This window comes from Streptomyces sp. NPDC060205, assembly GCF_042728395.1.
Taxonomy (GTDB): Bacteria; Actinomycetota; Actinomycetes; order Streptomycetales; family Streptomycetaceae; genus Streptomyces.
This window is the reverse complement of the sequence record NZ_JBHWZP010000097.1, coordinates 1-22,139: the sequence shown is the minus strand read 5'-3', so window position 1 is coordinate 22,139 and position 22,139 is coordinate 1. Positions and strand designations below refer to the sequence as shown.

General features: G+C 69.8%; 14 protein-coding genes. 11 read left to right on the top strand and 3 right to left on the bottom strand.

Features of this window, described 5'->3' with window-relative positions; translation table 11 throughout:
* The first annotated feature begins 99 nt into the window (after positions 1-99).
* The 7 genes from mtnA to ACFWGJ_RS19000 all read left to right on the top strand — a co-directional run bounded on the left by mtnA (position 100) and on the right by ACFWGJ_RS19000 (position 8,850).
* Positions 100-1,245 (top strand): S-methyl-5-thioribose-1-phosphate isomerase, encoded by a 1,146-nt coding sequence (gene mtnA / locus ACFWGJ_RS19030; protein ID WP_387325713.1) that lies wholly within the window; start codon positions 100-102, stop codon positions 1,243-1,245.
* An 8-nt stretch (positions 1,246-1,253) separates the two neighbouring features.
* Positions 1,254-1,943, top strand: coding sequence for a two-component system response regulator MtrA (gene mtrA, locus ACFWGJ_RS19025; protein WP_188114266.1), 690 nt, complete (start codon positions 1,254-1,256; stop codon positions 1,941-1,943).
* 1 nt (position 1,944) lies between these two features.
* Positions 1,945-4,014, top strand: a complete 2,070-nt coding sequence (mtrB, locus tag ACFWGJ_RS19020) for an MtrAB system histidine kinase MtrB (RefSeq protein ID WP_387325711.1) — start codon at positions 1,945-1,947, stop codon at positions 4,012-4,014.
* A complete protein-coding gene (locus ACFWGJ_RS19015; protein ID WP_387325709.1) occupies positions 4,004-5,857 on the top strand; it encodes an LpqB family beta-propeller domain-containing protein in 1,854 nt (617 codons plus the stop codon). Before mtrB ends, ACFWGJ_RS19015 begins: the two co-directional genes overlap by 11 nt.
* A 139-nt stretch (positions 5,858-5,996) precedes the next feature.
* Entirely contained in the window at positions 5,997-6,851 is an 855-nt protein-coding gene (locus ACFWGJ_RS19010; protein ID WP_387325707.1) for a ComF family protein, read from the top strand.
* A gap of 327 nt (positions 6,852-7,178) precedes the next feature.
* A complete protein-coding gene (gene hpf / locus ACFWGJ_RS19005) occupies positions 7,179-7,871 on the top strand; it encodes a ribosome hibernation-promoting factor, HPF/YfiA family (protein ID WP_387325705.1) in 693 nt (230 codons plus the stop codon).
* 232 nt (positions 7,872-8,103) lie between these two features.
* Positions 8,104-8,850 carry a response regulator transcription factor gene (locus tag ACFWGJ_RS19000; RefSeq protein ID WP_107015873.1) on the top strand — a complete coding sequence of 249 codons (747 nt, stop codon included), beginning with the start codon at positions 8,104-8,106 and terminating at the stop codon, positions 8,848-8,850.
* Between the two features lie 219 nt (positions 8,851-9,069).
* On the opposite strand, the gene ACFWGJ_RS18995 is transcribed toward ACFWGJ_RS19000, so the two are convergent.
* Together ACFWGJ_RS18995 and ACFWGJ_RS18990 are read right to left on the bottom strand one after the other, a co-directional pair.
* The gene (locus ACFWGJ_RS18995; RefSeq protein WP_387325702.1) at positions 9,070-10,269 is read right to left on the bottom strand and encodes a winged helix-turn-helix domain-containing protein; all 1,200 of its coding nucleotides are present in this window, start codon (positions 10,267-10,269) and stop codon (positions 9,070-9,072) included.
* 54 nt (positions 10,270-10,323) lie between these two features.
* On the bottom strand, positions 10,324-10,920 hold the full coding sequence (locus ACFWGJ_RS18990) for a GNAT family N-acetyltransferase (protein ID WP_387325700.1): 597 nt from the start codon (positions 10,918-10,920) through the stop codon (positions 10,324-10,326).
* A gap of 245 nt (positions 10,921-11,165) precedes the next feature.
* On the opposite strand from ACFWGJ_RS18990, the gene secA reads away from it, so the two are divergent.
* Positions 11,166-14,009: a preprotein translocase subunit SecA gene (gene secA, locus ACFWGJ_RS18985; RefSeq protein ID WP_387325697.1), complete on the top strand. Its 2,844-nt coding sequence runs from the start codon at positions 11,166-11,168 to the stop codon at positions 14,007-14,009.
* A 356-nt stretch (positions 14,010-14,365) separates the two neighbouring features.
* Here the strand turns inward: secA and ACFWGJ_RS18980 are convergent, their stop codons facing one another.
* Positions 14,366-14,860: an Rv3235 family protein gene (locus ACFWGJ_RS18980; protein WP_387325695.1), complete on the bottom strand. Its 495-nt coding sequence runs from the start codon at positions 14,858-14,860 to the stop codon at positions 14,366-14,368.
* Positions 14,861-15,195: 335 nt separating this feature from the next.
* On the opposite strand from ACFWGJ_RS18980, the gene ACFWGJ_RS18975 reads away from it, so the two are divergent.
* From ACFWGJ_RS18975 to ACFWGJ_RS18965, 3 genes are all read left to right on the top strand, one after another.
* On the top strand, positions 15,196-15,711 hold the full coding sequence (locus ACFWGJ_RS18975) for a DUF6912 family protein (protein ID WP_387325693.1): 516 nt from the start codon (positions 15,196-15,198) through the stop codon (positions 15,709-15,711).
* A gap of 94 nt (positions 15,712-15,805) precedes the next feature.
* The gene (locus ACFWGJ_RS18970) at positions 15,806-16,471 is read left to right on the top strand and encodes an HAD family hydrolase (protein WP_387325690.1); all 666 of its coding nucleotides are present in this window, start codon (positions 15,806-15,808) and stop codon (positions 16,469-16,471) included.
* A gap of 629 nt (positions 16,472-17,100) precedes the next feature.
* Positions 17,101-22,038, top strand: a complete 4,938-nt coding sequence (locus tag ACFWGJ_RS18965) for an NAD-glutamate dehydrogenase (RefSeq protein ID WP_387325688.1) — start codon at positions 17,101-17,103, stop codon at positions 22,036-22,038.
* The last annotated feature ends 101 nt before the right edge of the window (positions 22,039-22,139 follow it).

Sequence of the window (22,139 nt, the reverse complement as noted above, 5' to 3'; positions counted from 1 at the left end):
GTTGGCTGCCATCGTGCCACGGTGCGGCCGGGAAGTGACCGGCCGCCGTATGGGCTGCACACCTTCAATTGTCTGCCCCGTACGGGGCAGACTGAGCAGATGGCTGATCAGTACGCGCAAATCCGCGAGGACAACCGGCCCATCGAGATACCTGCGATCCGGTGGGACGAGCCGCCGGAGGGACCCGTGCTGGTCCTCCTCGACCAGACGAGGCTGCCCGCCGAAGAGATCGAGCTGGTATGCACCGACGCGTCCGCGCTGGTGGAGGCGATCCGCTCGCTCGCCGTGCGCGGGGCACCCCTCCTCGGCATCGCGGGGGCGTACGGAGTCGCGCTCGCCGCGGCCCGGGGGTTCGACGTGGACGGGGCGGCGGCCTCGCTCGCGGGTGCGCGGCCCACCGCGGTGAACCTCTCCTACGGAGTGCGCCGGGCGCAGGAGGCTCACCTCGCGGTGCTGCGGGCCGGTGGCGGCCAGGAGCAGGCCGCCGCTGCCGCGCTGGCCGCCGCGCGGGCGTTGCACAAGGAAGACGCCGAGGCCAGCGGGCGTATGGCCGTGCACGGGCTGACGCTGCTGGACGAGCTGCTGCCCGGGGGCAGCCACCGGATTCTCACGCACTGCAACACCGGGGCGCTGGTCTCGGGCGGGGAGGGCACGGCGTTCGCCGTGGCGCTCGCGGCGCACCGGGTGGGGCGGCTGCGCAGACTTTGGGTGGACGAGACGCGTCCGCTGCTGCAGGGTGCCCGGCTGACCTCGTATGAGGCGGCGCGCGCCGGAATGGCGTACACCTTGCTCACGGACAACGCTGCCGGGTCATTGTTCTCGGCGGGAGAGGTGGATGCGGTGCTCATCGGAGCGGACCGGATCGCCGCCGACGGTTCGGTGGCGAACAAGGTGGGGAGCTATCCGCTCGCGGTGCTGGCCAGGTACCACCATGTGCCGTTCATCGTGGTGGCGCCGTTGACGACGGTGGACCCGGACACTCCGAACGGAGCATCGATCGAGGTCGAGCAGCGTGCCGGTCATGAAGTGACAGAGATCACAGCACCCCTGGTGCCCGTGGCGGGAGTCGAAGCGGGAGGCGGGATACCGGTGGCACCCCTGGGGACCCAGGCGTACAACCCGGCGTTCGACGTGACGCCGCCCGAGTTGGTGACGGCGATCGTCACCGAGGAGGGCGTCGTGTCGCCCGTGACGGCCGAGGCGCTCGCGGAGCTGTGTGACAGGTCACGCCAGGTAACGATTTAGTTAATGGGATGATGTCGTTTATGAAGGGACGAGTCCTTGTCGTCGATGACGACACCGCACTGGCCGAGATGCTCGGCATTGTGTTGCGTGGTGAAGGTTTTGAGCCGTCTTTCGTAGCCGACGGCGACAAGGCGCTGGCCGCTTTCCGTGAGAGCAAGCCCGACCTGGTGCTCCTGGACCTGATGCTTCCCGGCAGGGACGGCATCGAGGTGTGCCGCCTGATCAGGGCGGAGTCCGGGGTACCGATCGTGATGCTCACAGCGAAGAGCGACACCGTCGATGTCGTGGTCGGCCTGGAGTCGGGCGCGGATGACTACATCGTGAAGCCGTTCAAGCCAAAGGAGTTGGTGGCGCGGATCAGGGCCAGGCTGCGCAGGTCCGAGGAACCGGCGCCCGAACAGCTCGCGATCGGCGATCTGGTCATCGACGTGGCCGGTCACTCTGTGAAGCGGGACGGCGCCTCGATCGCGCTCACCCCGCTGGAGTTCGACCTGCTGGTGGCGCTGGCCCGCAAGCCGTGGCAGGTGTTCACGCGTGAGGTGCTCCTGGAGCAGGTGTGGGGCTACCGGCACGCGGCGGACACCCGTCTGGTGAACGTCCACGTGCAGCGACTGCGCTCCAAGGTCGAGAAGGACCCGGAGCGTCCGGAGATCGTGGTGACCGTCCGTGGTGTCGGTTACAAGGCCGGACCGAGCTGACGTGTCCCGGGACAGTGCCGCTTCGGCGCCCGGTGAGCCGGGGGTCCGCTCGGGGCGGCCTGTCGGCGGGAAGATGACGGGCTCCCGCTGGGGACGGTTCGTCGAGGGCGGGCTGCTCCAGGGCGGAGTCCAGGGCAGCCCGGTCCTTCGGCTGTTCATGCGCTGGGTGCGGCGTCCGCTGCTGCCGGTCATGCGGCTGTGGCGGCGCAACATCCAGCTCAAGGTCGTCGCCACGACCCTGCTGATGTCGCTCGGTGTTGTCCTGCTGCTGGGCTTCGTCGTGATCGGGCAGGTGCGCAACGGCCTGCTGGACGCCAAGGTGAAGGCCTCTCAGAGCCAGGCCACGGGCGGGTTCACCGTCGCCAAGCAGGAGGCCGACAGCGCGATGGGCGCGGGCGGGGACGACCGCGCCGGCCCGAACGACAACCCCGTCCAGAACGTCAGCGGATGGATGAGCTCCCTCGTCGAGTCGCTCTCCAGCGGCGGCCAGGGCGCGTTCAGCGTCGTCACGCTCAGCACCACCTCCGCGGACAGCAGCAGCCGGGGCCTCGGCCCGCGTGCGTCGGGCTACGTGGACTGGAGCCTCAGCGTGCCGCAGGACCTGCGCGAGCGGGTCGACGCCGGCACGGGCACGGCCCAGAGCTACACGCGCATCTCCTACACCAACGGCCAGGCCTCCCAGCCCGCGCTGATCATCGGAACGCAGGTCAACGACCCCAAGGGCGACCCGTACCAGCTGTACTACCTCTTCCCGCTCACGCAGGAGGAGAAGTCGCTCAGCCTGGTCAAGGGGACCCTCGCCACGGCGGGGCTGTTCGTCGTGGTGCTGCTCGGGGCGATCGCCTGGCTCGTGGTGCGCCAGGTCGTCACGCCCGTACGGATGGCCGCCGGGATCGCCGAGAGGCTGTCCGCGGGACGCCTCCAGGAACGTATGAAGGTCACCGGTGAGGACGACATCGCGCGCCTCGGCGAGGCCTTCAACAAGATGGCGCAGAACCTCCAGCTGAAGATCCAGCAGCTGGAGGACCTGTCGCGGATGCAGCGGCGGTTCGTGTCCGACGTGTCGCACGAGCTGCGTACGCCGCTGACGACCGTGCGGATGGCGGCCGACGTCATCCACGACGCGCGCGTGGACTTCGATCCGATGACCGCGCGGTCGGCCGAACTGCTCGCCGACCAGCTGGACCGCTTCGAGACGCTGCTCGCGGACCTCCTGGAGATCAGCCGCTTCGACGCGGGCGCGGCGGCGCTCGAAGCCGAGCCGATAGACCTGCGGGAGGTCGTCCGCAGGGTCATCAGCGGGGCCGAGCCGCTCGCCGAGCGCAAGGGCACGCGGATACGGGTCGTCGGCGACCAGCAGCCCGTGGTCGCCGAGGCGGACGCCCGGCGGGTGGAGCGGGTGCTGCGCAACCTCGTGGTCAACGCCGTGGAGCACGGCGAGGGCAAGGACGTCGTGGTCAAGCTCGCGTCCGCGGGCGGGGCCGTCGCGGTCGCGGTGCGCGACTACGGAGTGGGGCTCAAGCCCGGTGAGGCGACCCGGGTGTTCAGCCGCTTCTGGCGGGCCGACCCGGCACGCGCGCGTACCACCGGCGGTACGGGTCTCGGCCTGTCCATCGCCCTGGAGGACGCGCGGCTGCACGGCGGCTGGCTGCAGGCGTGGGGCGAACCCGGCGGGGGCTCGCAGTTCCGGCTGACGGTGCCGCGGACGGCCGACGAGCCGCTGCGGGGCTCGCCGATACCGCTGGAGCCCAAGGACTCGCGGCGCAACCGCGGCCTGAACGACGCCGGGCTGCCCCTCGGCGGTACGCAGAAGCTGGCCACGGTGCCGGCGCAGCCCGCCGAGCGGGCCGTGCCGCCGATGCCGTCGCGCGACCCCAGGGTGGCGGGCGCGGTGGATCCGGCGGCGCTGCCCGGCAGTGGGGCGCGCGTGGTGCCGCGGCCCGCCGCGGAGACCAGGCCTCCGGCCGCGGCACCGGGGGAAACGCCGCAGGAGGAGCCGTCCGAGGACGGTCCGGAAGCCGGCGGGCAGCCGGAACAGCTCAAGCATGGGGAGGGGTCTCGTGGGCGCTGACCGCGATCGGGGCGGCCGTCGGCGTCCGGCACGTGCGGTGGTGTACGCCGCCTGCGGGACCGTACTGCTGGCCGGGTGCGCGTCGATGCCGGACGAAGGGGACCTGCGCGACGTCGAGGCCTCCCAGCGGCCGGACGCGCAGGTCAGGGTCTTCGCGATGCCGCCACGGGAGAACGCGCAGCCCGAGGAGATCGTCCAGGGTTTCCTCGAAGCGCTCACGAGCGACGACCCGGGATTCGAGACGGCCCGCAAGTACCTGACCGAGGGCGCGTCGAAGAAGTGGCGTCCCAACGCGTCGACGACGGTGCTCGCGGACGGACCGAACACCGTGGCGGAGCACAGCGGCAGCAGGGAGGCGACCGGCGACTACGCGTACTCGCTGATCGGCACCAAGGTCGCCACCGTGGACTCGCAGTTCGCCTACAAGCCCGCCGAGGGGGCGTACGACGAGATCGTGCACCTCTCGGAGCAGGAGACGTCGGACGGCGGCAAGGAGTGGCGCATCGACGCCCTGCCGGCCGGCCTGGTGATGGGCATGTCCGACTTCCAGCGCAACTACGAGTCCGTCAACAAGTACTACTTCGCCTCGAACACGCAGGGCAGGACCGGCGTCCAGCTCGGCGCGGTCGCCGACCCCGTCTACGTACGGGAGCAGGTGGACCCGGTGACGCAGATGGTCCGCTCGGTCCTCAAAGGGCCGACGAGCTGGCTCAAGCCGGTGGTCAGGTCGAGCTTCCCCACCGGTACGGCGCTGAAGAAGGGCGTCAAGTCGCTGACGCCTGACGACAAGAACCGGCTGACGGTGCCGCTGAACGCCAAGGCGGACCGGGTCGGGCAGTCCAAGTGCACGGAGATGGCCGCCCAGATCCTGTTCACGCTCCAGGATCTGACGCCCACGGGCATCGACGAGGTGGAGCTGCAGCGCTCGGACGGCACGCAGTCGTGCGTGATCAACACCAACCAGGCCGAGGTCTACGTCGTCCACGGTCCGGCCAAGCGGGCCGAGTACGAGTACTTCATCGACGGGGAGAAGCGGCTGGTCCGGATACCGGGGGCCGGCAGCGACCAGGAGCCCGAGCCGGTGCCAGGTGCCCTCGGCGACGGCGCCAAGGAACTGCGGGCGGCCGCCGTCTCGCGCGACGAGGACACCGCCGCCGGGGTGTCCCTCGACGGGCGCTCGATGTACGTCGGTTCCCTCGCGTCGGGGGGCTCGCTCGGGGAGGCCGTGCTGCGCAGCACGGCCACGTCGCAGGACGACGGGCTGACGACCCCCAGCTGGGACGCGAGCGGCGACCTGTGGGTGGCCGACCGCGGGCCGAAGGACTCCCGGCTGCTCCTGCTGCCGAAGGGCGCGGGCGACCCGCTGGTGGTCTCGACGCCCGGTCTGGAAGGGCGGATCGAAGCGGTGCGGGTGGCCGCGGACGGGGTGCGGATCGCGCTCATGGTGAGCGACGGCAAGCGGACGACCCTGCTCATGGGGCGGATCGAACGCGGTGACTCCGAGGGCGCGGGCGAGGAGGACTCCGTCGCGATCCATGAACTGCGGTCCGTGGCACCGCAGCTGGAGGAGGTCACGGCCATGTCCTGGGCCGGCGACAGCCGGCTGGTGGTGGTCGGGCGCGAGGCCCGTGGTGTGCAGCAGATCCAGTACGTCCAGGTCGACGGCTCCACGCCGGTCGGTCCTGCCCCCTCCGCGCTCACGGGTGTGAAGGAGATCGCCGCCTCCGAGGACGAACGGCTGCCGCTGGTGGCGCACTCGGAGGACGGGATCGTGCGTCTGTCGAGCGGTTCGCAGTGGCAGACGGTGGTCAAGACGGGGATGGCGCCGGTCTATCCGGGCTGAGTTCCTCCGGCCCCTGCGGTACGGCGCGACCTTCGTCCCTCGTGTGGGGGACAACGTGCCGACGTGTGCGAGGAGTTGTCCACAGGTAGTTGTCCACAGGGCTGGCCCGGGTGCTGCGGGATTTGGCAGAGTGGTGGGCATGCGGGGGTGGTGGCAGGACCTCACCGACCTGGTGCTTCCGGCCGAGTGCGGAGGCTGTGGACGGCCTCGCACGGTGCTCTGCCCGAAGTGCCGTGCCGCTCTGACGGGGGACGCGCCGAGCCGTGTACGACCGGACCCGGAGCCGCCGGGACTGCCGGTGGTGCACGCTGCGGCTCCGTACGAGGACCAGGTGCGGGCGGCGCTCCTCGCCCACAAGGAACGGGGGGCGCTGATGCTCGCCGGACCGCTGGGAGCGGCGCTGGCGGGGGCGGTGCGGGCCGGACTCGGTCCCGGAGGCCGGGAGTCCGAAGTGGCGGGCTCCGGGGCGCCGGTGCTGCTCGTACCCGTGCCGTCGGCGCGGTGGGCGGTGCGGGCGCGCGGGCACGACCCGGCGCGGCGGATCGCGCTCGCTGCGGCGGCCGGACTGCGGCGGTCCGGGACGCCGGCGCGGGTGGCGGCCGTGCTGCGGCACGGACGCGCCGTGGCCGACCAGTCGGGGCTCAACTCACGGCAGCGGCTGGACAATCTCGCGGGCGCTCTGGAGGTGGCGCCGGGTGGTGAACGGCTGCTGGGCGGCGGTGGGCGGGTCGTTCTCGTCGACGACTTGATGACGACCGGCGCGTCCCTGGCCGAGGCGGCGCGGGCCCTGAGGGCCGTTCTCCCGGAAAAAGACGGATTCTACGGACGGGTAACACCTGGAACGACGGGAGAAGGGGCGAGACAGGCGCAGATGGCAGGTGTAGGCCGCGCAGAAGCGGTCAGGGAAAAGGAAGGCGCGCACAGCGCGGATGGCGGGGTTGGCGCGGCAGTGGTCGCGGCATCTCCAGCTTCTTTCGAAATAAACCGGAACTGACAGAGAAGTTGCGTCGTTGCAGGTAGTGAGAGGTTCCATTCACCTGAATGGAGGTACGCCGCAGTAGAGGGTGACGACATCCGTCCAGGCGAGATATGTTCGGTTGTGAGGGAATGGCGGACGCCGTCCCTTGCATATCGGAATGCCGCACCGTGGGTTTTCCTCATTCACCCGGGACATCACCCGGGACAGTGGGGTGGAGATCTTGCCCGCGGGGGAGGAGGAGGTGGAAGTCACCGAGTCCGAGGCTCCGGGACGCGCTGGAGCCTGGTGCAAAAGGGAGATGCTCCGCCGTCGATGCGGAGCGATCCGGGAACGGAGTTCTGCGTGGACATCGTCGTCAAGGGCCGCAAGACCGAGGTGCCCGAGCGGTTCCGCAAGCACGTGGCCGAGAAGCTGAAGCTGGAGAAGATCCAGAAGCTCGATGGCAAGGTGATCAGCCTAGACGTCGAGGTGTCCAAGGAGCTGAACCCCCGGCAGGCCGACCGCTCCGACCGAGTGGAGATCACGCTTCACTCCCGCGGTCCGGTGATCCGGGCGGAGGCAGCGGCAAGCGATCCGTACGCGGCCCTGGACCTGGCGGCGGACAAGCTGGAAGCACGACTGCGCAAGCAGCACGACAAGCGGTACACGCGCCGCGGCGCCCGCAGGATCTCGGCCTCCGAGGTCGCCGACCACGTCCCGGACGCGGCGACGCTCGACGGGAACGGCAGCGTCGTGCACGACGAAGAGCCCGAGGCGGTGCCGACCAAGAAGATCGGCTCGCTTGAGGTGAAGGGTGACGGCCCCCTCATCGTCCGCGAGAAGACCCATGTCGCGTCCCCGATGACGCTCGACCAGGCGCTCTACGAGATGGAACTGGTCGGCCACGACTTCTACTTGTTCGTCGACTCCGAGACCAAGGAACCGAGTGTCGTCTACCGGCGGCACGCCTACGACTACGGCGTCATCCACCTCAACACCGACCCGATGGTCGCCGAGGCGCAGCAGGCCCCGCCCGGCGGGGCGCTGGGTGGCTGACCCCGCCCGGTGAGCTCCCCCGGCCCCGGCCGGGGGGACGGCTTCAGCCGGTGCCCCTGGAGTGCGTGTGCGCCCCCAGGGGCACCGGTGTGCGACCCCTCAGTGCCCCGCTCTGTCATCCCGTTGTCGTCCGGGCATGAAATCATGGCCGGACCGGCCTCAACCGGTGTGTCGTTGCGCGGGGTTGGTGATGGCACAGGAACACAGGCCACGGCCTTCAGGGGGAGGAACCATGGCGGACAGCTTCGGACCTATGCGTGACGAAGATGCCGACGACGGCGTCGTCGGCATGGGCCCGGACGCGGGCTCCCCGGGCAAGGAGCCCATCCGGGTGCTTGTCGTGGACGATCACGCCCTCTTCCGCCGCGGTCTGGAGATCGTGCTCGCCGCCGAGGAGGACATCCAGGTCGTCGGGGAGGCGGGGGACGGTGCGGAGGCGGTCGACAAGGCCGCCGACCTGCTGCCCGACATCGTGCTGATGGATGTACGGATGCCCAAGCGCGGCGGGATCGAGGCGTGCACCTCCATCAAGGAGGTCGCTCCCAGCGCGAAGATCATCATGCTGACGATCAGTGATGAGGAAGCCGACCTCTACGACGCGATCAAGGCGGGGGCCACGGGGTATCTCCTGAAGGAGATCTCCACGGACGAAGTGGCCACGGCGATTCGCGCGGTGGCCGACGGGCAGTCGCAGATCAGTCCTTCGATGGCGTCGAAGCTGCTGACCGAGTTCAAGTCGATGATCCAGCGCACGGATGAGCGGCGGCTCGTGCCGGCGCCTCGGCTCACCGATCGTGAGCTGGAGGTTCTGAAGCTGGTGGCCACCGGGATGAACAACCGGGATATCGCCAAGGAGTTGTTCATCTCCGAGAACACCGTGAAGAACCATGTGCGGAACATTCTGGAGAAGTTGCAGTTGCACTCGCGGATGGAAGCGGTTGTGTACGCGATGCGGGAGAAGATTCTGGAGATTCGTTAGCTACGGTGGGTGGGGGCTGGGGGCTGGCGGCTGGTGGGTGGCCGGCCGGCTCGGGCGCGGTGCTGGCGGCTCGATGCAGAGTGCGGGCTCGGTGGGGGCTGGTCGCGCCGTTCCCCGCGCCCCTAAAAGATTGCGCCGTTCCCCGCGCCCCTGAGAGAGTGCGCCGTTCCCCGCGCCCCTGAAGGCCCCTGCGGGGCTTTTGCGCCGTTCTCCGCGTCCCTAGAGCGTTCGGCGCAGCTCCGTTGTCAGGGCTTCCCGGATTTCCGGGGTGTTCGCGCGCTCCACCCGCACGTTCGTGCAGTCCACCCAAGTGGCTGCTTCCAGGAGGGCCTGGGCCACTGACGGGATCGACTTGGGGTTGTCCAGGGTGACCTGTTTGGCGACCAGGGTGGCGCCCTCGCGGGCCGGGTCCACGCGGCCCACCAGCCGGCCGCCGGCGAGCACCGGCATGGCGAAGTAGCCGTGGACACGCTTGGGCTTGGGGACGTAGGCCTCCAGGCGGTGGGTGAAGTCGAAGATCCGCTCCGTGCGCGCCCGGTCCCAGACCAGTGAGTCGAACGGCGACAGGAGCGTGGTGCGGTGGCGGCCGCGCGGGGTCGTCTCCAGGGCGACGGGGTCCGCCCAGGCGGCCTTCGACCAGCCCCACACCGTGACCGGGACCAGGCCCGAGTCCGCGATCACCGCGTCCACCTGCTCACGCTTGAGGCGGTGGTAGTCGGCGATGTCCGCGACGGTGCCCACGCCCAGGGAGCGGCCCGCGAGCCGCACCAGGCGGCGCAGGCACTCCATGTCGTCCAGATCGTCGTGCAGCAGCGGGTCCGGGATGGCCCGCTCGGCGAGGTCGTACACCCGCTTCCAGCCGCGGCGCTCCGTGCACACCACCTCGCCGTACATCAGCGCGCGCTCGACGGCGACCTTGGTGCCCGACCAGTCCCACCACTCGCTGGTCTTCTTCGCGCCGCCCAAGTCGGTCGCCGTGAGCGGTCCTTCGGCCTTCAGCTGCTTGATGACCTGCTCGTACGTGCCGTCCGGCAGTGCGTGGTTCCAGTGCGGGCGGGCGCGGTAGGCGCGGCGGCGGAAGGCGAAGTGCGGCCACTCCTCGACGGGCAGGATGCAGGCCGCGTGCGACCAGTACTCGAAGGCGTGGGGCCGGGGCGGGGCCGTGCCGACGGGTGCCGGGGTCCAGTACGCCTCGTCGACCGTTCTGCGGCCGACTGCGCCGAGGCGCGCGTACGGAATGAGTTCGTGGGAGCGGGCCAGGACGGAGATGGTGTCGAGCTGGACCGCGCCCAGGTGCCGCAGCACGCCCCGGACGCCGCCCCTGCGGTCGGGGGCTCCCAGGAACCCCTGCGCGCGCAGGGCGATCCGACGGGCCTCGTCGGCGGAGAGTTCGGCGGTCGGGCGCGGCAGACTCGTCATGGTCCGCACGATAGGCGGTGCCACTGACAATCGCTCCCGGCCCGGCCGGTCACCTCAGGCCGGGCGGGGCACCGACGGCTGCCGGGGGGTGGGCAGGTACGGCGCCGTGGACGGCAGTCCGAGGTCCGACGGGAGCAGGGAACCGACCCAGCAGTCGCGGCGTACGCCCTTGTTGTTGACGCCCGCGCGGAGGGTGCCCTCAAGGGTGAAACCGGCGCGTTCGGCGACCGCGAGGGAGCCCGTGTTGCCCACTTCCGCCCGCCACTCGACGCGGTCCAAGCCTCGCTGGGTGAAGGCCCAGCGGCAGGCGGTCAGCGCGGCCTCGGTGATGTAGCCGTTGCCCCGGTGCTCCTTCGTCGCCCAGAAACCGATCTCGCCGACCCCCAGGCCGCGCATCGAGACGGCGAGCATGCCGGCGAGTTCACCGCCGACCGGCAGGAAGACACCGAAGGTGAACATCGAGCAGTCCGCCCACCCGTCGGGCACCATCTGCTCGGTGAAGGCCGTGGCGTGCTCACGCAGATAGGGCGACGGGATCGTGGTCCAGCGCTGGATGTCGGGATCCTGGACGGCGTCGAACACGGCGTCGGTGTCGTGTGCTCCCACCGTGCGCAGCAGGAGTCGTTCGGAAGTCAGTGTGACGGGGTCCATCGGCCGATTCTGCTCGGGCTTCGGTAAGGAAGCCATCACTTTCGCACTGTGTGAGGCCGCCGTTACGTTTCGTGGTGCCGACGCGGCACCTTCCGCATCCTCCGCCCGTTGTCTGTATGGCTGTCACATGCAGACCTCCCGGCGCGGTGGGGTCCTCGCTTACGATGGCCGTTGCTCAAGCTGTGATTTGAATCTGCCATTGAAACCGACAGTCCCAGGCCCGACCGGCAAGGAGACAAACCCTCGTGTCCGTCCTCTCGAAGATCATGCGTGCAGGCGAAGGAAAGATCCTGCGCAAGCTGCACCGCATCGCGGACCAGGTCAAGTCCATCGAAGAGGACTTCGTCGACCTCTCCGACGCCGAGCTGCGCGCCCTGACCGATGAGTACAAGCAGCGGTACGCGGACGGCGAGAGCCTCGACGACCTGCTGCCCGAGGCGTTCGCGACCGTGCGTGAGGCCGCCAAGCGCGCCCTCGGCCAGCGGCACTACGACGTACAGATCATGGGCGGGGCCGCGCTGCACCTCGGCTACGTCGCCGAGATGAAGACCGGTGAGGGCAAGACCCTGGTCGGCACGCTGCCCGCGTACCTGAACGCCCTCTCCGGAGAAGGCGTCCACCTCATCACGGTCAACGACTACCTGGCCGAGCGCGACTCCGAGATGATGGGCCGCGTCCACAAGTTCCTGGGCCTGAGCGTCGGCTGCATCCTGGCCAACATGACGCCGGCCCAGCGCCGCGAGCAGTACGCCTGCGACATCACGTACGGCACGAACAACGAATTCGGCTTCGACTACTTGCGCGACAACATGGCGTGGTCGCAGGACGAACTGGTGCAGCGCGGCCACAACTTTGCGATCGTCGACGAGGTCGACTCGATCCTGGTCGACGAGGCCCGTACGCCGCTGATCATCTCCGGCCCCGCCGACCAGGCCACCAAGTGGTACGGCGACTTCGCGAAGCTCGTCACGCGCCTGAAGAAGGGCGAGGCGGGCAACACCCTCAAGGGCATCGAGGAGACCGGCGACTACGAGGTCGACGAGAAGAAGCGCACCGTCGCCATCCACGAGCCCGGCGTCGCCAAGGTCGAGGACTGGCTGGGCATCGACAACCTCTACGAGTCGGTGAACACGCCGCTGGTGGGCTACCTGAACAACGCCATCAAGGCCAAGGAGCTCTTCAAGAAGGACAAGGACTACGTCGTCATCGACGGCGAAGTCATGATCGTCGACGAGCACACCGGCCGTATCCTCGCCGGCCGCCGCTACAACGAGGGCATGCACCAGGCGATCGAGGCGAAGGAAGGGGTGGACATCAAGGACGAGAACCAGACCCTCGCCACGATCACCCTGCAGAACTTCTTCCGCCTCTACAAGCGCCACGACCACAACGGCAAGGAAGTCCCCGGCCTCTCCGGCATGACCGGTACGGCGATGACCGAGGCGGCCGAGTTCCACCAGATCTACAAGCTCGGTGTCGTCCCGATCCCGACCAACCGGCCCATGGTCCGCAAGGACCAGTCGGACCTGATCTACCGCACCGAGGTCGCGAAGTTCGACGCGGTGGTCGACGACATCGCCGAGAAGCACGAGAAGGGGCAGCCGATCCTCGTCGGCACCACCTCGGTCGAGAAGTCCGAGTATCTCTCGCAGCAGCTCAGCAAGCGCGGCATCCAGCACGAGGTGCTGAACGCGAAGCAGCACGACCGTGAGGCCCCGATCATCGCCCAGGCCGGCCGCAGGGGCGCCGTCACCGTCGCCACGAACATGGCCGGGCGTGGTACGGACATCAAGCTCGGCGGCAACCCCGACGACCTCGCCGAGGCGGAGCTGCGCCAGCGCGGCCTCGACCCCGAGGAGCACATCGAGGAGTGGGCCGCGGCGCTGCCGGCCGCCATGGAGCGGGCCGAGAAGGCCGTGCAGACCGAGTTCGAAGAGGTCAAGGACCTCGGCGGGCTCTACGTGCTGGGCACCGAGCGGCACGAGTCGCGCCGTATCGACAACCAGCTGCGCGGTCGTTCCGGCCGTCAGGGCGACCCGGGCGAGTCCCGCTTCTACCTGTCCCTGGGCGACGACCTGATGAGGCTCTTCAAGGCTCAGATGGTCGAGCGCGTCATGTCGATGGCGAACGTGCCGGACGACGTGCCGATCGAGAACAAGATGGTCACCCGTGCCATCGCCTCCGCCCAGTCGCAGGTCGAGACGCAGAACTTCGAGACCCGCAAGAACGTCCTCAAGTACGACGAGGTCCTCAACCGGCAGCGCGAGGTCATCTACGGCGAGCGCCGCCGCGTCCTGGAGGGCGAGGACCTGCAGGAGCAGATCCAGCACTTCATGAACGACACGATCGACGCGTACATCGACGCGGAGACCGCGGAGGGCTTCGCCGAGGAGTGGGACGTCGACCGGCTGTGGGGCGCGTTCAAGCAGCTCTACCCGGTGAAGGTCACCGTCGAGGAGCTGGAGGAGGCGGCCGGCGACCGTGCCGGTCTGACCGCCGAGTTCATCTCCGAGTCCATCAAGGACGACATCTACGAGCAGTACGCGGCCCGCGAGGAGCAGCTCGGCTCCGAGATCATGCGTGAGCTGGAGCGGCGGGTCGTGCTGTCGGTCCTGGACCGCAAGTGGCGTGAGCACCTCTACGAGATGGACTACCTCCAGGAGGGCATCGGGCTGCGCGCGATGGCGCAGAAGGACCCGCTGGTCGAGTACCAGCGCGAGGGCTTCGACATGTTCACCGCCATGATGGACGGCATCAAGGAGGAGTCCGTCGGCTACCTGTTCAACCTGGAGGTCCAGGTCGAGCAGCAGGTCGAGGAGGTTCCGGTCGAGGACGCGAAGCCGTCGCTGGACAAGAAGGACGCGGTTCCCGCCGGTGGGGGTGCGCGTCCGGAGATCCGGGCCAAGGGGCTTGACGCTCCGCAGCGGCCGGATCGGCTGCACTTCTCCGCGCCTACGGTTGATGGTGAGGGTGGTGTCGTCGAGGGCGACTTCGCCACGGATGACGAGCCGGTTCGGTCGGAGTCTGACGGGCTTACTCGGGCCGAGCGGCGTAAGCAGCAGAAGAGTGGGCGTCGGCGCAAGAAGTGAGTATGCGCTCCGCTGGGGGTGCGGGGGTTGTGCGGGGCGCTCTTTGAGCGGGTGAAGGGTCGGGGCCGGTTTGGTGCCCGGCCCTTTGCCTTGGGCTGGGCACCGGCCTGCCCTGGTCCTGGCCTCCGCCCTGGTCCTGGCCTCAGCCCCCGGTTCTGGCCTTCGGCCCTGGGAGGCTGGAACCGGGGGAGGAGGGCGGGGACGGGTGTTGTCGGGTGCGGGCTGGTGGGGGCGGGCGTGAAGGATTGGGCAGTTCCCCGCGCCCCTAGGGGGTGGGGGTGGGCCCGGATGGTTGGGTGTGGGGCGGTGGGGGCTGGGTGTGCAGTTCCTCGCGCCCCTGGGGGTGGGGGTGGCTGTCAGTCGTCTTGGGGTGAGGGCGTTCGGGTGCCGCCCAGTTCTACTGCTGTGCAGCGCCAGCGGAGGTCCGGGCCCTGTTCCAGGCGGAAGGCCATGGCGCGGAGCTGGTCGCCGGCGCCGATGCGGGCGAAGGCCTCGACCGCGCCCGGGCGGGCCACGTAGTAGCCGATGTCCCGGACGAACGGGCGGGTGCCGCGGGTGCGGAGCGGGCTGTGTTCGGCGAGCCGGGCCAGTTCGTCGTAGGCGCGGCCCGCGGTGTGCCGGAGCATGGAGTGGACCGGGCGGTGCCCGCTGAGCACCTCGACGAGCCGGTCGGCGAAGACATCGGTGGGGCGGGGCTGCGGCGGCGCCAAGACGCCCGTCCTGGCCCGTGGTGCGCCCGGGGTGCCCCTCGGCGTCGTGCGCGGTGCGGTGCCGCCCGGGCGGCGCGTGTCGTGGCGTACGGGGGGCCGGGTGCCCTGGGTGCGCCTCGTCCTGGTCATCACCTTGTTCACGGCGGAGCCCCATTCGGTCGGACCGGCAGATACCGGTCGGTAACTTTCCGTTGGGGATCTTGTACGGGGCCGGAGCGAGCGGCCGCAAGCGGGCCGGGCCGGCGCCGGGACCGGCCGGATGTTCACCTATCAGGGGGACGGGAGGGGGCGCCGGGCTTGGGGGGCCTGGGGCGTACCGGGTGACGGGCGGGACGGGGGTGGACGCCCCGGCGGGGGTGGGTACGGACTCGAAAGGGGACACCCGCACGTATCCTGAAGACCTTCCGGGAGGTGCGGGACCCGCCCGCAGAACCCGCGGTGCCCCCACGGAACCACGTCTACGAAAGCGGTCAGCCATGCGCGTGTACGTCCCTCTGACCCTCTCCGGTCTCGCCGAGGCGTACAAGACGGGTGAGCTCGGCCAGGGACCCTTCGTCGCGTACGCCGTCACGCCCGCGCTGCGCGAGTGGTACCTCTCCGACGACATCGAGGAACTGGAGTACGCGGCACTGAACCGGGCCGCGCTCGCCTCCCTGCGACTGGTCGCGCTCGATCCCGGCACCCCGCGCCGACGGGTTGTCGTCGCCGTCGACGTACCGGACGGGGCCGCGGTCGCCGATCCCGGCCTGGGACCCGACCCCGCGTCCCTCGGTGAGCTGCGGGTCGGCGCGGCGGTGGCGCTGGCCGAGGCCGCGGCCGTACACGTCGACTCGGACGAGGCGGAGGCGGAGGTCACGGCCGCCGCCGACGCGCTGGGCGCGGCGGACCGGGGCGACGACGACGCGCAGTTCGTCGTGGACGGGGCCGCGGACCACGAGCTGCTGTGGTTCGCCACGCAGGAGATCCCGAACCTGGTGGGGCTCGGCGACTGACGCACGCCGGGGCGTGTTTCGCCCGTGAGGCGTTCCCGCGGCGCACTCGCAGCGCACAGGGGGCTTTGTCAGTGGTGCCGGGTACTTTTTGGATATGGGGATGCGCGGAGCGACACACATCGTCTGGGACTGGAACGGGACGCTGTTCCACGACAACAAGGCAATCATCGGCGCGACGAACGCGGCGTTCGCGGAGCTCGGCATACCGTCGATCACGCTGGAGCGGTACCGGGAGCTGTACTGCGTGCCCGTCCCGAAGTTCTACGAGCGGCTGATCGGGCGGCTGCCGACGGACGAGGAGTGGGAGGTCATGGACGCGGTCTTCCACCGGTACTACGCGGAGCACCGGGTGGGGTGCGGGCTCACCGACGGGGTGCCCGGGCTGCTCGCCGAGTGGGTGTCGGGCGGGCGGAGCCAGTCGATCCTGAGCATGTACGGGCATGAGGAACTCGTGCCGTTGGTGCGGGGGTTCGGGATCGAGGCCCATTTCGTGCGGGTCGACGGGCGGACCGGGCCGTCGGGCGGCAGCAAGACCGAGCACATGGTGCGGCATCTGAGAGCTCTGACGGGCGTGGATCCCGCTCGTACGGTGGTGATCGGGGACGCGGCGGACGATGCGGTTGCTGCGCGGCATGTGGGGGCGAAGGCCGTGCTGTACACCGGGGGGTCGCACAGTCGGGCCAGTCTTGAGGGGGTGGGGGTGCCGGTGGTGGATTCGCTTGCGGAGGCGGTGACTCTGGCCGAGTGGTTGGCGGCGTGAGTTTTTGGGGCCTGCGCCTGGGGGTGCTTGAGCCCTGCGGCTCGGGGTGTTGGCCTTCGGCCGGGGGGCTGAGGGGCGGGGGTCGGGTGCGGGTCCGTTGTGGCTGGTCGCGCAGTTCCCCGCGCCCCTAAAGATGCGCAGTTCCCCGCGCCCCTGAAGGGCGCGGTTGCCCGCGGCCCTGATGGCGCGGTGCTCGTGGCCCTGGTGGCGCGGTGCCGCCGGGTCTGACTGTGCACAGTCGTCAGCCGAGCGAACTGTGCAAAGTGTCAAAAAGGTGATCCCTCTTTTGTACACATACGGCTCATGACGTGGCCCCCCGCAGGGGCGATAGCCTTGGGTCGTGATCAGCGCGATACGTCGCGGGGGCATCGTTGCCCCTGCCCTGCGCCCGGACCGCACGGACGACATCCGTGACCGGGCGGTCGCTGGTCCCCGCGAGCGGGCAGCCGCCGAGCAGGCACCGAGATCAGGGTCACACCCTCCGGTGCCGCCGAATATGGCCGATAACGCCCCGCTCATCTCTCATCGCGGCATAGCGTCGGATCAGACCGGACACCCCGCGTCGCGGCGCTACGTCACTTCACGTTCTACGACGTCACGCAACGGCGCGCGACAGGAGCCAGAGGACAATGCAGACCAAGCTGGACGAAGCCAAGGCCGAGCTGCTCGAACGAGCCGCCCGGGTTGCTGAGAACAGCCCGGCCGGGGGGAATTCTCACCTGCCGACCGGGAAGACGGGCGCGAGCGCTCCCGACCAGGACACATTGCTCGCGTTCCTCCAGCGCTACTACCTGCACACCGCCCCGGAGGACCTCGCCGACCGCGACCCGGTCGATGTCTTCGGCGCCGCCTTCTCGCACTACCGGCTGGCCGAGAAGCGCCCCCAGGGCACGGCGAACGTAAGAGTCGTCACCCCGACCGTCGAGGAGAACGGCTGGACCTGCAACCACTCCGTCGTCGAGGTCGTCACCGACGACATGCCCTTCCTCGTCGACTCGGTGACCAACGAGCTGTCCCGGCAGGGCCGCGGGATCCATGTCGTGATCCACCCGCAGTTCGTCGTGCGGCGCGACCTCACCGGCGAGCTCATCGAGGTGCTGAAGACCCGCCCCACCGGCGACCTCCCGCACGACGCCTCGATCGAGTCCTGGATCCACGTCGAGATCGACCGCGAGACCGACCGCGCCGATCTCAAGCAGATCACCGCCGACCTGCTGCGCGTCCTGTCCGACGCCCGCGAGGCCGTCGAGGACTGGGAGAAGATGCGCGACTCGGCGCTGCGCATCGCCGAGGAACTGCCCACGGAGCCCACCGCCGACGACCTGCGCGACCAGGAGGTGGAGGAGGCCCGCGAACTGCTGCGCTGGCTCGCGGACGACCACTTCACCTTCCTGGGCTACCGCGAGTACGAGCTGCACGACGACGACTCGCTGGCCGCCGTCCCCGGGACCGGGCTCGGCGTCCTGCGCTCCGACCCGCAGCACGGCGAGGACGAGAGCCACCCCGTGAGCCCGTCCTTCGAGCGGCTGCCCGCCGACGCCCGCGCGAAGGCCCGAGAGCACAAGCTCCTCGTCCTGACGAAGGCGAACAGCCGCGCCACCGTGCACCGGCCGTCCTACCTCGACTACGTCGGCGTGAAGAAGTTCGACGCCGACGGCAACGTCATCGGGGAGCGGCGCTTCCTGGGCCTGTTCTCCTCCGCCGCCTACACCGAGTCCGTGCGCCGGGTGCCCGTCATCCGCCGCAAGGTCGCCGAGGTCCTGCGCGGCGCCGGATTCTCGCCCAACAGCCACGACGGCCGTGACCTCCTCCAGATCCTGGAGACGTACCCGCGCGACGAGCTCTTCCAGACCCCGCCCGACGAGCTGCGGGCGATCGTCACGTCCGTGCTGTACCTCCAGGAGCGGCGCCGGCTGCGGCTCTACCTGCGCCAGGACGAGTACGGGCGCTACTACTCCGCGCTCGTCTACCTCCCGCGCGACCGCTACACCACCGGCGTGCGCCTGCGGATCATCGACATCCTCAAGGAGGAGCTCGGCGGCATCAGCGTCGACTTCACCGCCTGGAACACCGAATCGATCCTCTCCCGGCTGCACTTCGTGGTCCGGGTCCCGCAGGGCACCGAGCTGCCGCAGCTCAGCGACGCCGACAAGGACCGCATCGAGGCGCGGCTCGTCGAGGCGGCCCGCTCCTGGGCCGACGGTTTCGCCGAGGCGCTGAACGCCGAGTGCGGCGAGGAGCGCGCGGCCGAACTGCTGCGCCGCTACGGCAACATCATCCCCGAGGGCTACAAGGCCGACCACAACCCGCGCACCGCGGTCGCCGACCTGGTCCGCCTGGAGCAGCTCGGCGACGGCAAGGACTTCGACCTCAGCCTGTACGAGCCGGTCGGGGCCGCACCCGGAGAGCGCCGCTTCAAGATCTACCGCATCGGCGAGTCGGTCTCCCTCTCCGCCGTCCTGCCGGTCCTCACCCGGCTCGGCGTCGAGGTCACCGACGAGCGCCCCTACGAACTGCGCTGCCCGGACCGCGCCTCCGCGTGGATCTACGACTTCGGGCTGCGGCTGCCCAAGTCGCTCGGCGGCAACGGCGACCACCTCGGCGACGACGGCCGCGAGCGGTTCCAGGACGCCTTCGCGGCGACCTGGACCGGACGCGCCGAGAACGACGGCTTCAACTCCCTCGTCCTGAGCGCCGGGCTGAACTGGCGGCAGGCGATGGTGCTGCGCGCGTACGCCAAGTACCTGCGGCAGGCCGGTTCGACGTTCAGCCAGGACTACATGGAGGACACCCTCCGCAGCAACGTCCACACCACCCGGCTGCTCGTCTCGCTCTTCGAGGCCCGCATGTCGCCGGACCGGCAGCGGGCGGGCACCGAGCTGACCGACGCCCTCCTGGAGGAGCTGGACGCCGCGCTCGACCAGGTGGCCAGCCTCGACGAGGACCGGATCCTGCGGTCCTTCCTCACCGTCATCAAGGCGACCCTGCGCACGAACTTCTTCCAGGAGGCGGGCGGCGGCGTACCGCACGACTACGTCTCCATGAAGTTCGACCCGCAGGCCATCCCGGACCTGCCCGCGCCCCGGCCGGCGTACGAGATCTGGGTGTACTCGCCGCGGGTCGAGGGCGTGCACCTGCGGTTCGGCAAGGTCGCGCGCGGCGGGCTGCGCTGGTCCGACCGGCGGGAGGACTTCCGCACCGAGATCCTCGGGCTCGTCAAGGCGCAGATGGTCAAGAACACCGTCATCGTGCCCGTCGGCGCCAAGGGCGGCTTCGTCGCCAAGCAGCTCCCCGACCCGGCGGTGGACCGCGACGCCTGGATGGCCGAGGGCGTCCGCAGCTACAAGACCTTCATCTCGGCGCTGCTCGACATCACCGACAACATGGTGGCCGGCGAGGTCGTACCGCCCTCCGACGTCGTACGGCACGACGGCGAGGACACCTACCTGGTGGTCGCCGCCGACAAGGGCACGGCGACGTTCTCCGACATCGCCAACGGCGTGGCCGAGTCGTACAACTTCTGGCTCGGCGACGCCTTCGCCTCCGGCGGCTCGGCGGGCTACGACCACAAGAAGATGGGCATCACCGCCCGCGGCGCCTGGGAGTCCGTGAAGCGGCACTTCCGGGAGCTGGGCGTCAACACCCAGACCGAGGACTTCACGGTCGTCGGCGTGGGCGACATGAGCGGTGACGTCTTCGGCAACGGCATGCTGCTCTCCGAGCACATCCGCCTGGTCGCCGCCTTCGACCACCGGCACATCGTCATCGACCCGCGCCCGGACGCCGCGACCTCGTACGCCGAGCGCCGCCGCCTCTTCGAGCTGCCGCGCTCGTCCTGGGCCGACTACAACAAGGAGCTGCTGTCGCAGGGCGGCGGCATCTTCCCCCGCACGGCCAAGGCGATCCAGCTCAACAGCCACATCCGGGAAGCCCTCGGCATCGAGGGCAACATCGGCAAGATGACGCCCGCCGACCTGATGCGGGCCATCCTCGCGGCGCCGGTGGACCTGCTGTGGAACGGCGGCATCGGTACGTACGTCAAGGCGTCCACCGAGACGCACGCGGACGTCGGCGACAAGGCCAACGACGCGATCCGCGTGGACGGCGCCGACCTGCGGGTCAAGGTCGTCGGCGAAGGCGGCAACCTCGGCCTCACCCAGCTCGGCCGCATCGAGTTCGCGCAGGCCGGCGGCAAGGTCAACACCGACGCCATCGACAACAGCGCGGGCGTGGACACCTCCGACCACGAGGTGAACATCAAGATCCTGCTCAACGCGGTCGTCGCGGACGGCGACATGACCGTCAAGCAGCGCAACAAGCTGCTCTCCGAGATGACCGACGAGGTCGGCACGCTGGTCCTGCGCAACAACTACGCGCAGAACACGGCGCTCGCCAACGCGCTCGCCCAGTCGCCGAGCATGCTCCACGCCCAGCACCGCTACCTGCGGCACCTGGTGCGGGCCGGTCACCTCAACCGCGCGCTGGAGTTCATGCCCACCGAGCGGCAGATCAAGGAACGGCTCAACGCCGGACACGGGCTCACCCAGCCGGAGACGGCCGTCCTCCTCGCGTACACGAAGATCACGGTCGCCGACGAGCTGCTCCACACGTCGCTGCCCGACGACGACCACCTGCGGAGCCTGCTCCACGCGTACTTCCCGAGCGCGCTGCGCAAGCAGTTCACCGAGCAGATCGACAACCACCCGCTGCGGCGCGAGATCGTCACGACCGTGCTGGTCAACGACACGGTCAACACCGGTGGTACGAGCTTCCTGCACCGGCTGCGGGAGGAGACCGGGGCATCCCTGGAGGAGATCGTCAGGGCGCAGACCGCGGCCCGCGCGATCTTCAACTCCAGCGCCGTGTGGGACGGCGTCGAGGCGCTCGACAACACGGTCGACGCGGGGGTCCAGACCCGGATCCGGCTGCACTCGCGCCGGCTCGTCGAGCGCGGTACGCGGTGGCTGCTCAACAACCGGCCGCAGCCGATCCAGCTTGCCGAAACGATCGGCTTCTTCCAGGAGCGGGTCACACAGGTCTGGGGTGAGCTGCCCAACCTGCTGCGGGGCGCCGATCTGGAGTGGTACCAGCAGATCTACGACGAGCTGTCCGGGGCCGGGGTGCCGGACGAGCTGGCGCAGCGGGTCGCCGGGTTCTCGTCCGCCTTCCCGACGCTCGACATCGTCGCGGTCGGTGACCGTATGGGCAAGGATCCGCTGGCCGTCGCGGAGGTCTACTACGACCTCGGCGACCGGTTGCGGATCACGCAGCTCATGGACCGGATCATCGAGCTGCCGCGGGCCGATCGCTGGCAGTCGATGGCGCGCGCGTCGATCCGTGAGGACCTGTACGCGGCGCATGCGGCGCTGACCGCCGATGTGCTCGCCGTGGGGAACGGGTCTGCCACGCCTGAGCAGCGGTTCAAGGCGTGGGAGGAGAAGAACGCGGCGATTCTTGCTCGGGCGCGGACGACTCTGGAGGAGATTCAGGGGTCTGAGGCGTTTGATCTGGCGAATCTGTCCGTGGCGATGAGGACGATGCGGACGATGTTGCGGACGCATTCGTAGCGGCTGCGTCCACCCCGGTTGAAGGGCACCCCTGCGGGTTGGGGGTGCCCTTTCGTTTTTCGCCCCCGCCGCCCTTACCCGTTCCCGTACCTGCCTCGGGG

What these genes read in the sequence shown, in the direction of transcription:
- mtnA (WP_387325713.1), top strand. Translation starts at nt 100, where the DNA reads ATGGCTGATCAGTACGCGCAAATCCGCGAGGACAACCGGCCCATCGAG.
- mtrA (WP_188114266.1), top strand. Translation starts at nt 1,254, where the DNA reads ATGATGTCGTTTATGAAGGGACGAGTCCTTGTCGTCGATGACGACACC.
- ACFWGJ_RS19010 (WP_387325707.1), top strand. Translation starts at nt 5,997, where the DNA reads ATGCGGGGGTGGTGGCAGGACCTCACCGACCTGGTGCTTCCGGCCGAG.
- ACFWGJ_RS19000 (WP_107015873.1), top strand. Translation starts at nt 8,104, where the DNA reads ATGGCGGACAGCTTCGGACCTATGCGTGACGAAGATGCCGACGACGGC.
- ACFWGJ_RS18995 (WP_387325702.1), bottom strand. Translation starts at nt 10,269, where the DNA reads ATGACGAGTCTGCCGCGCCCGACCGCCGAACTCTCCGCCGACGAGGCC.
- ACFWGJ_RS18990 (WP_387325700.1), bottom strand. Translation starts at nt 10,920, where the DNA reads ATGGACCCCGTCACACTGACTTCCGAACGACTCCTGCTGCGCACGGTG.
- ACFWGJ_RS18975 (WP_387325693.1), top strand. Translation starts at nt 15,196, where the DNA reads ATGCGCGTGTACGTCCCTCTGACCCTCTCCGGTCTCGCCGAGGCGTAC.
- ACFWGJ_RS18970 (WP_387325690.1), top strand. Translation starts at nt 15,806, where the DNA reads ATGGGGATGCGCGGAGCGACACACATCGTCTGGGACTGGAACGGGACG.
- ACFWGJ_RS18965 (WP_387325688.1), top strand. Translation starts at nt 17,101, where the DNA reads ATGCAGACCAAGCTGGACGAAGCCAAGGCCGAGCTGCTCGAACGAGCC.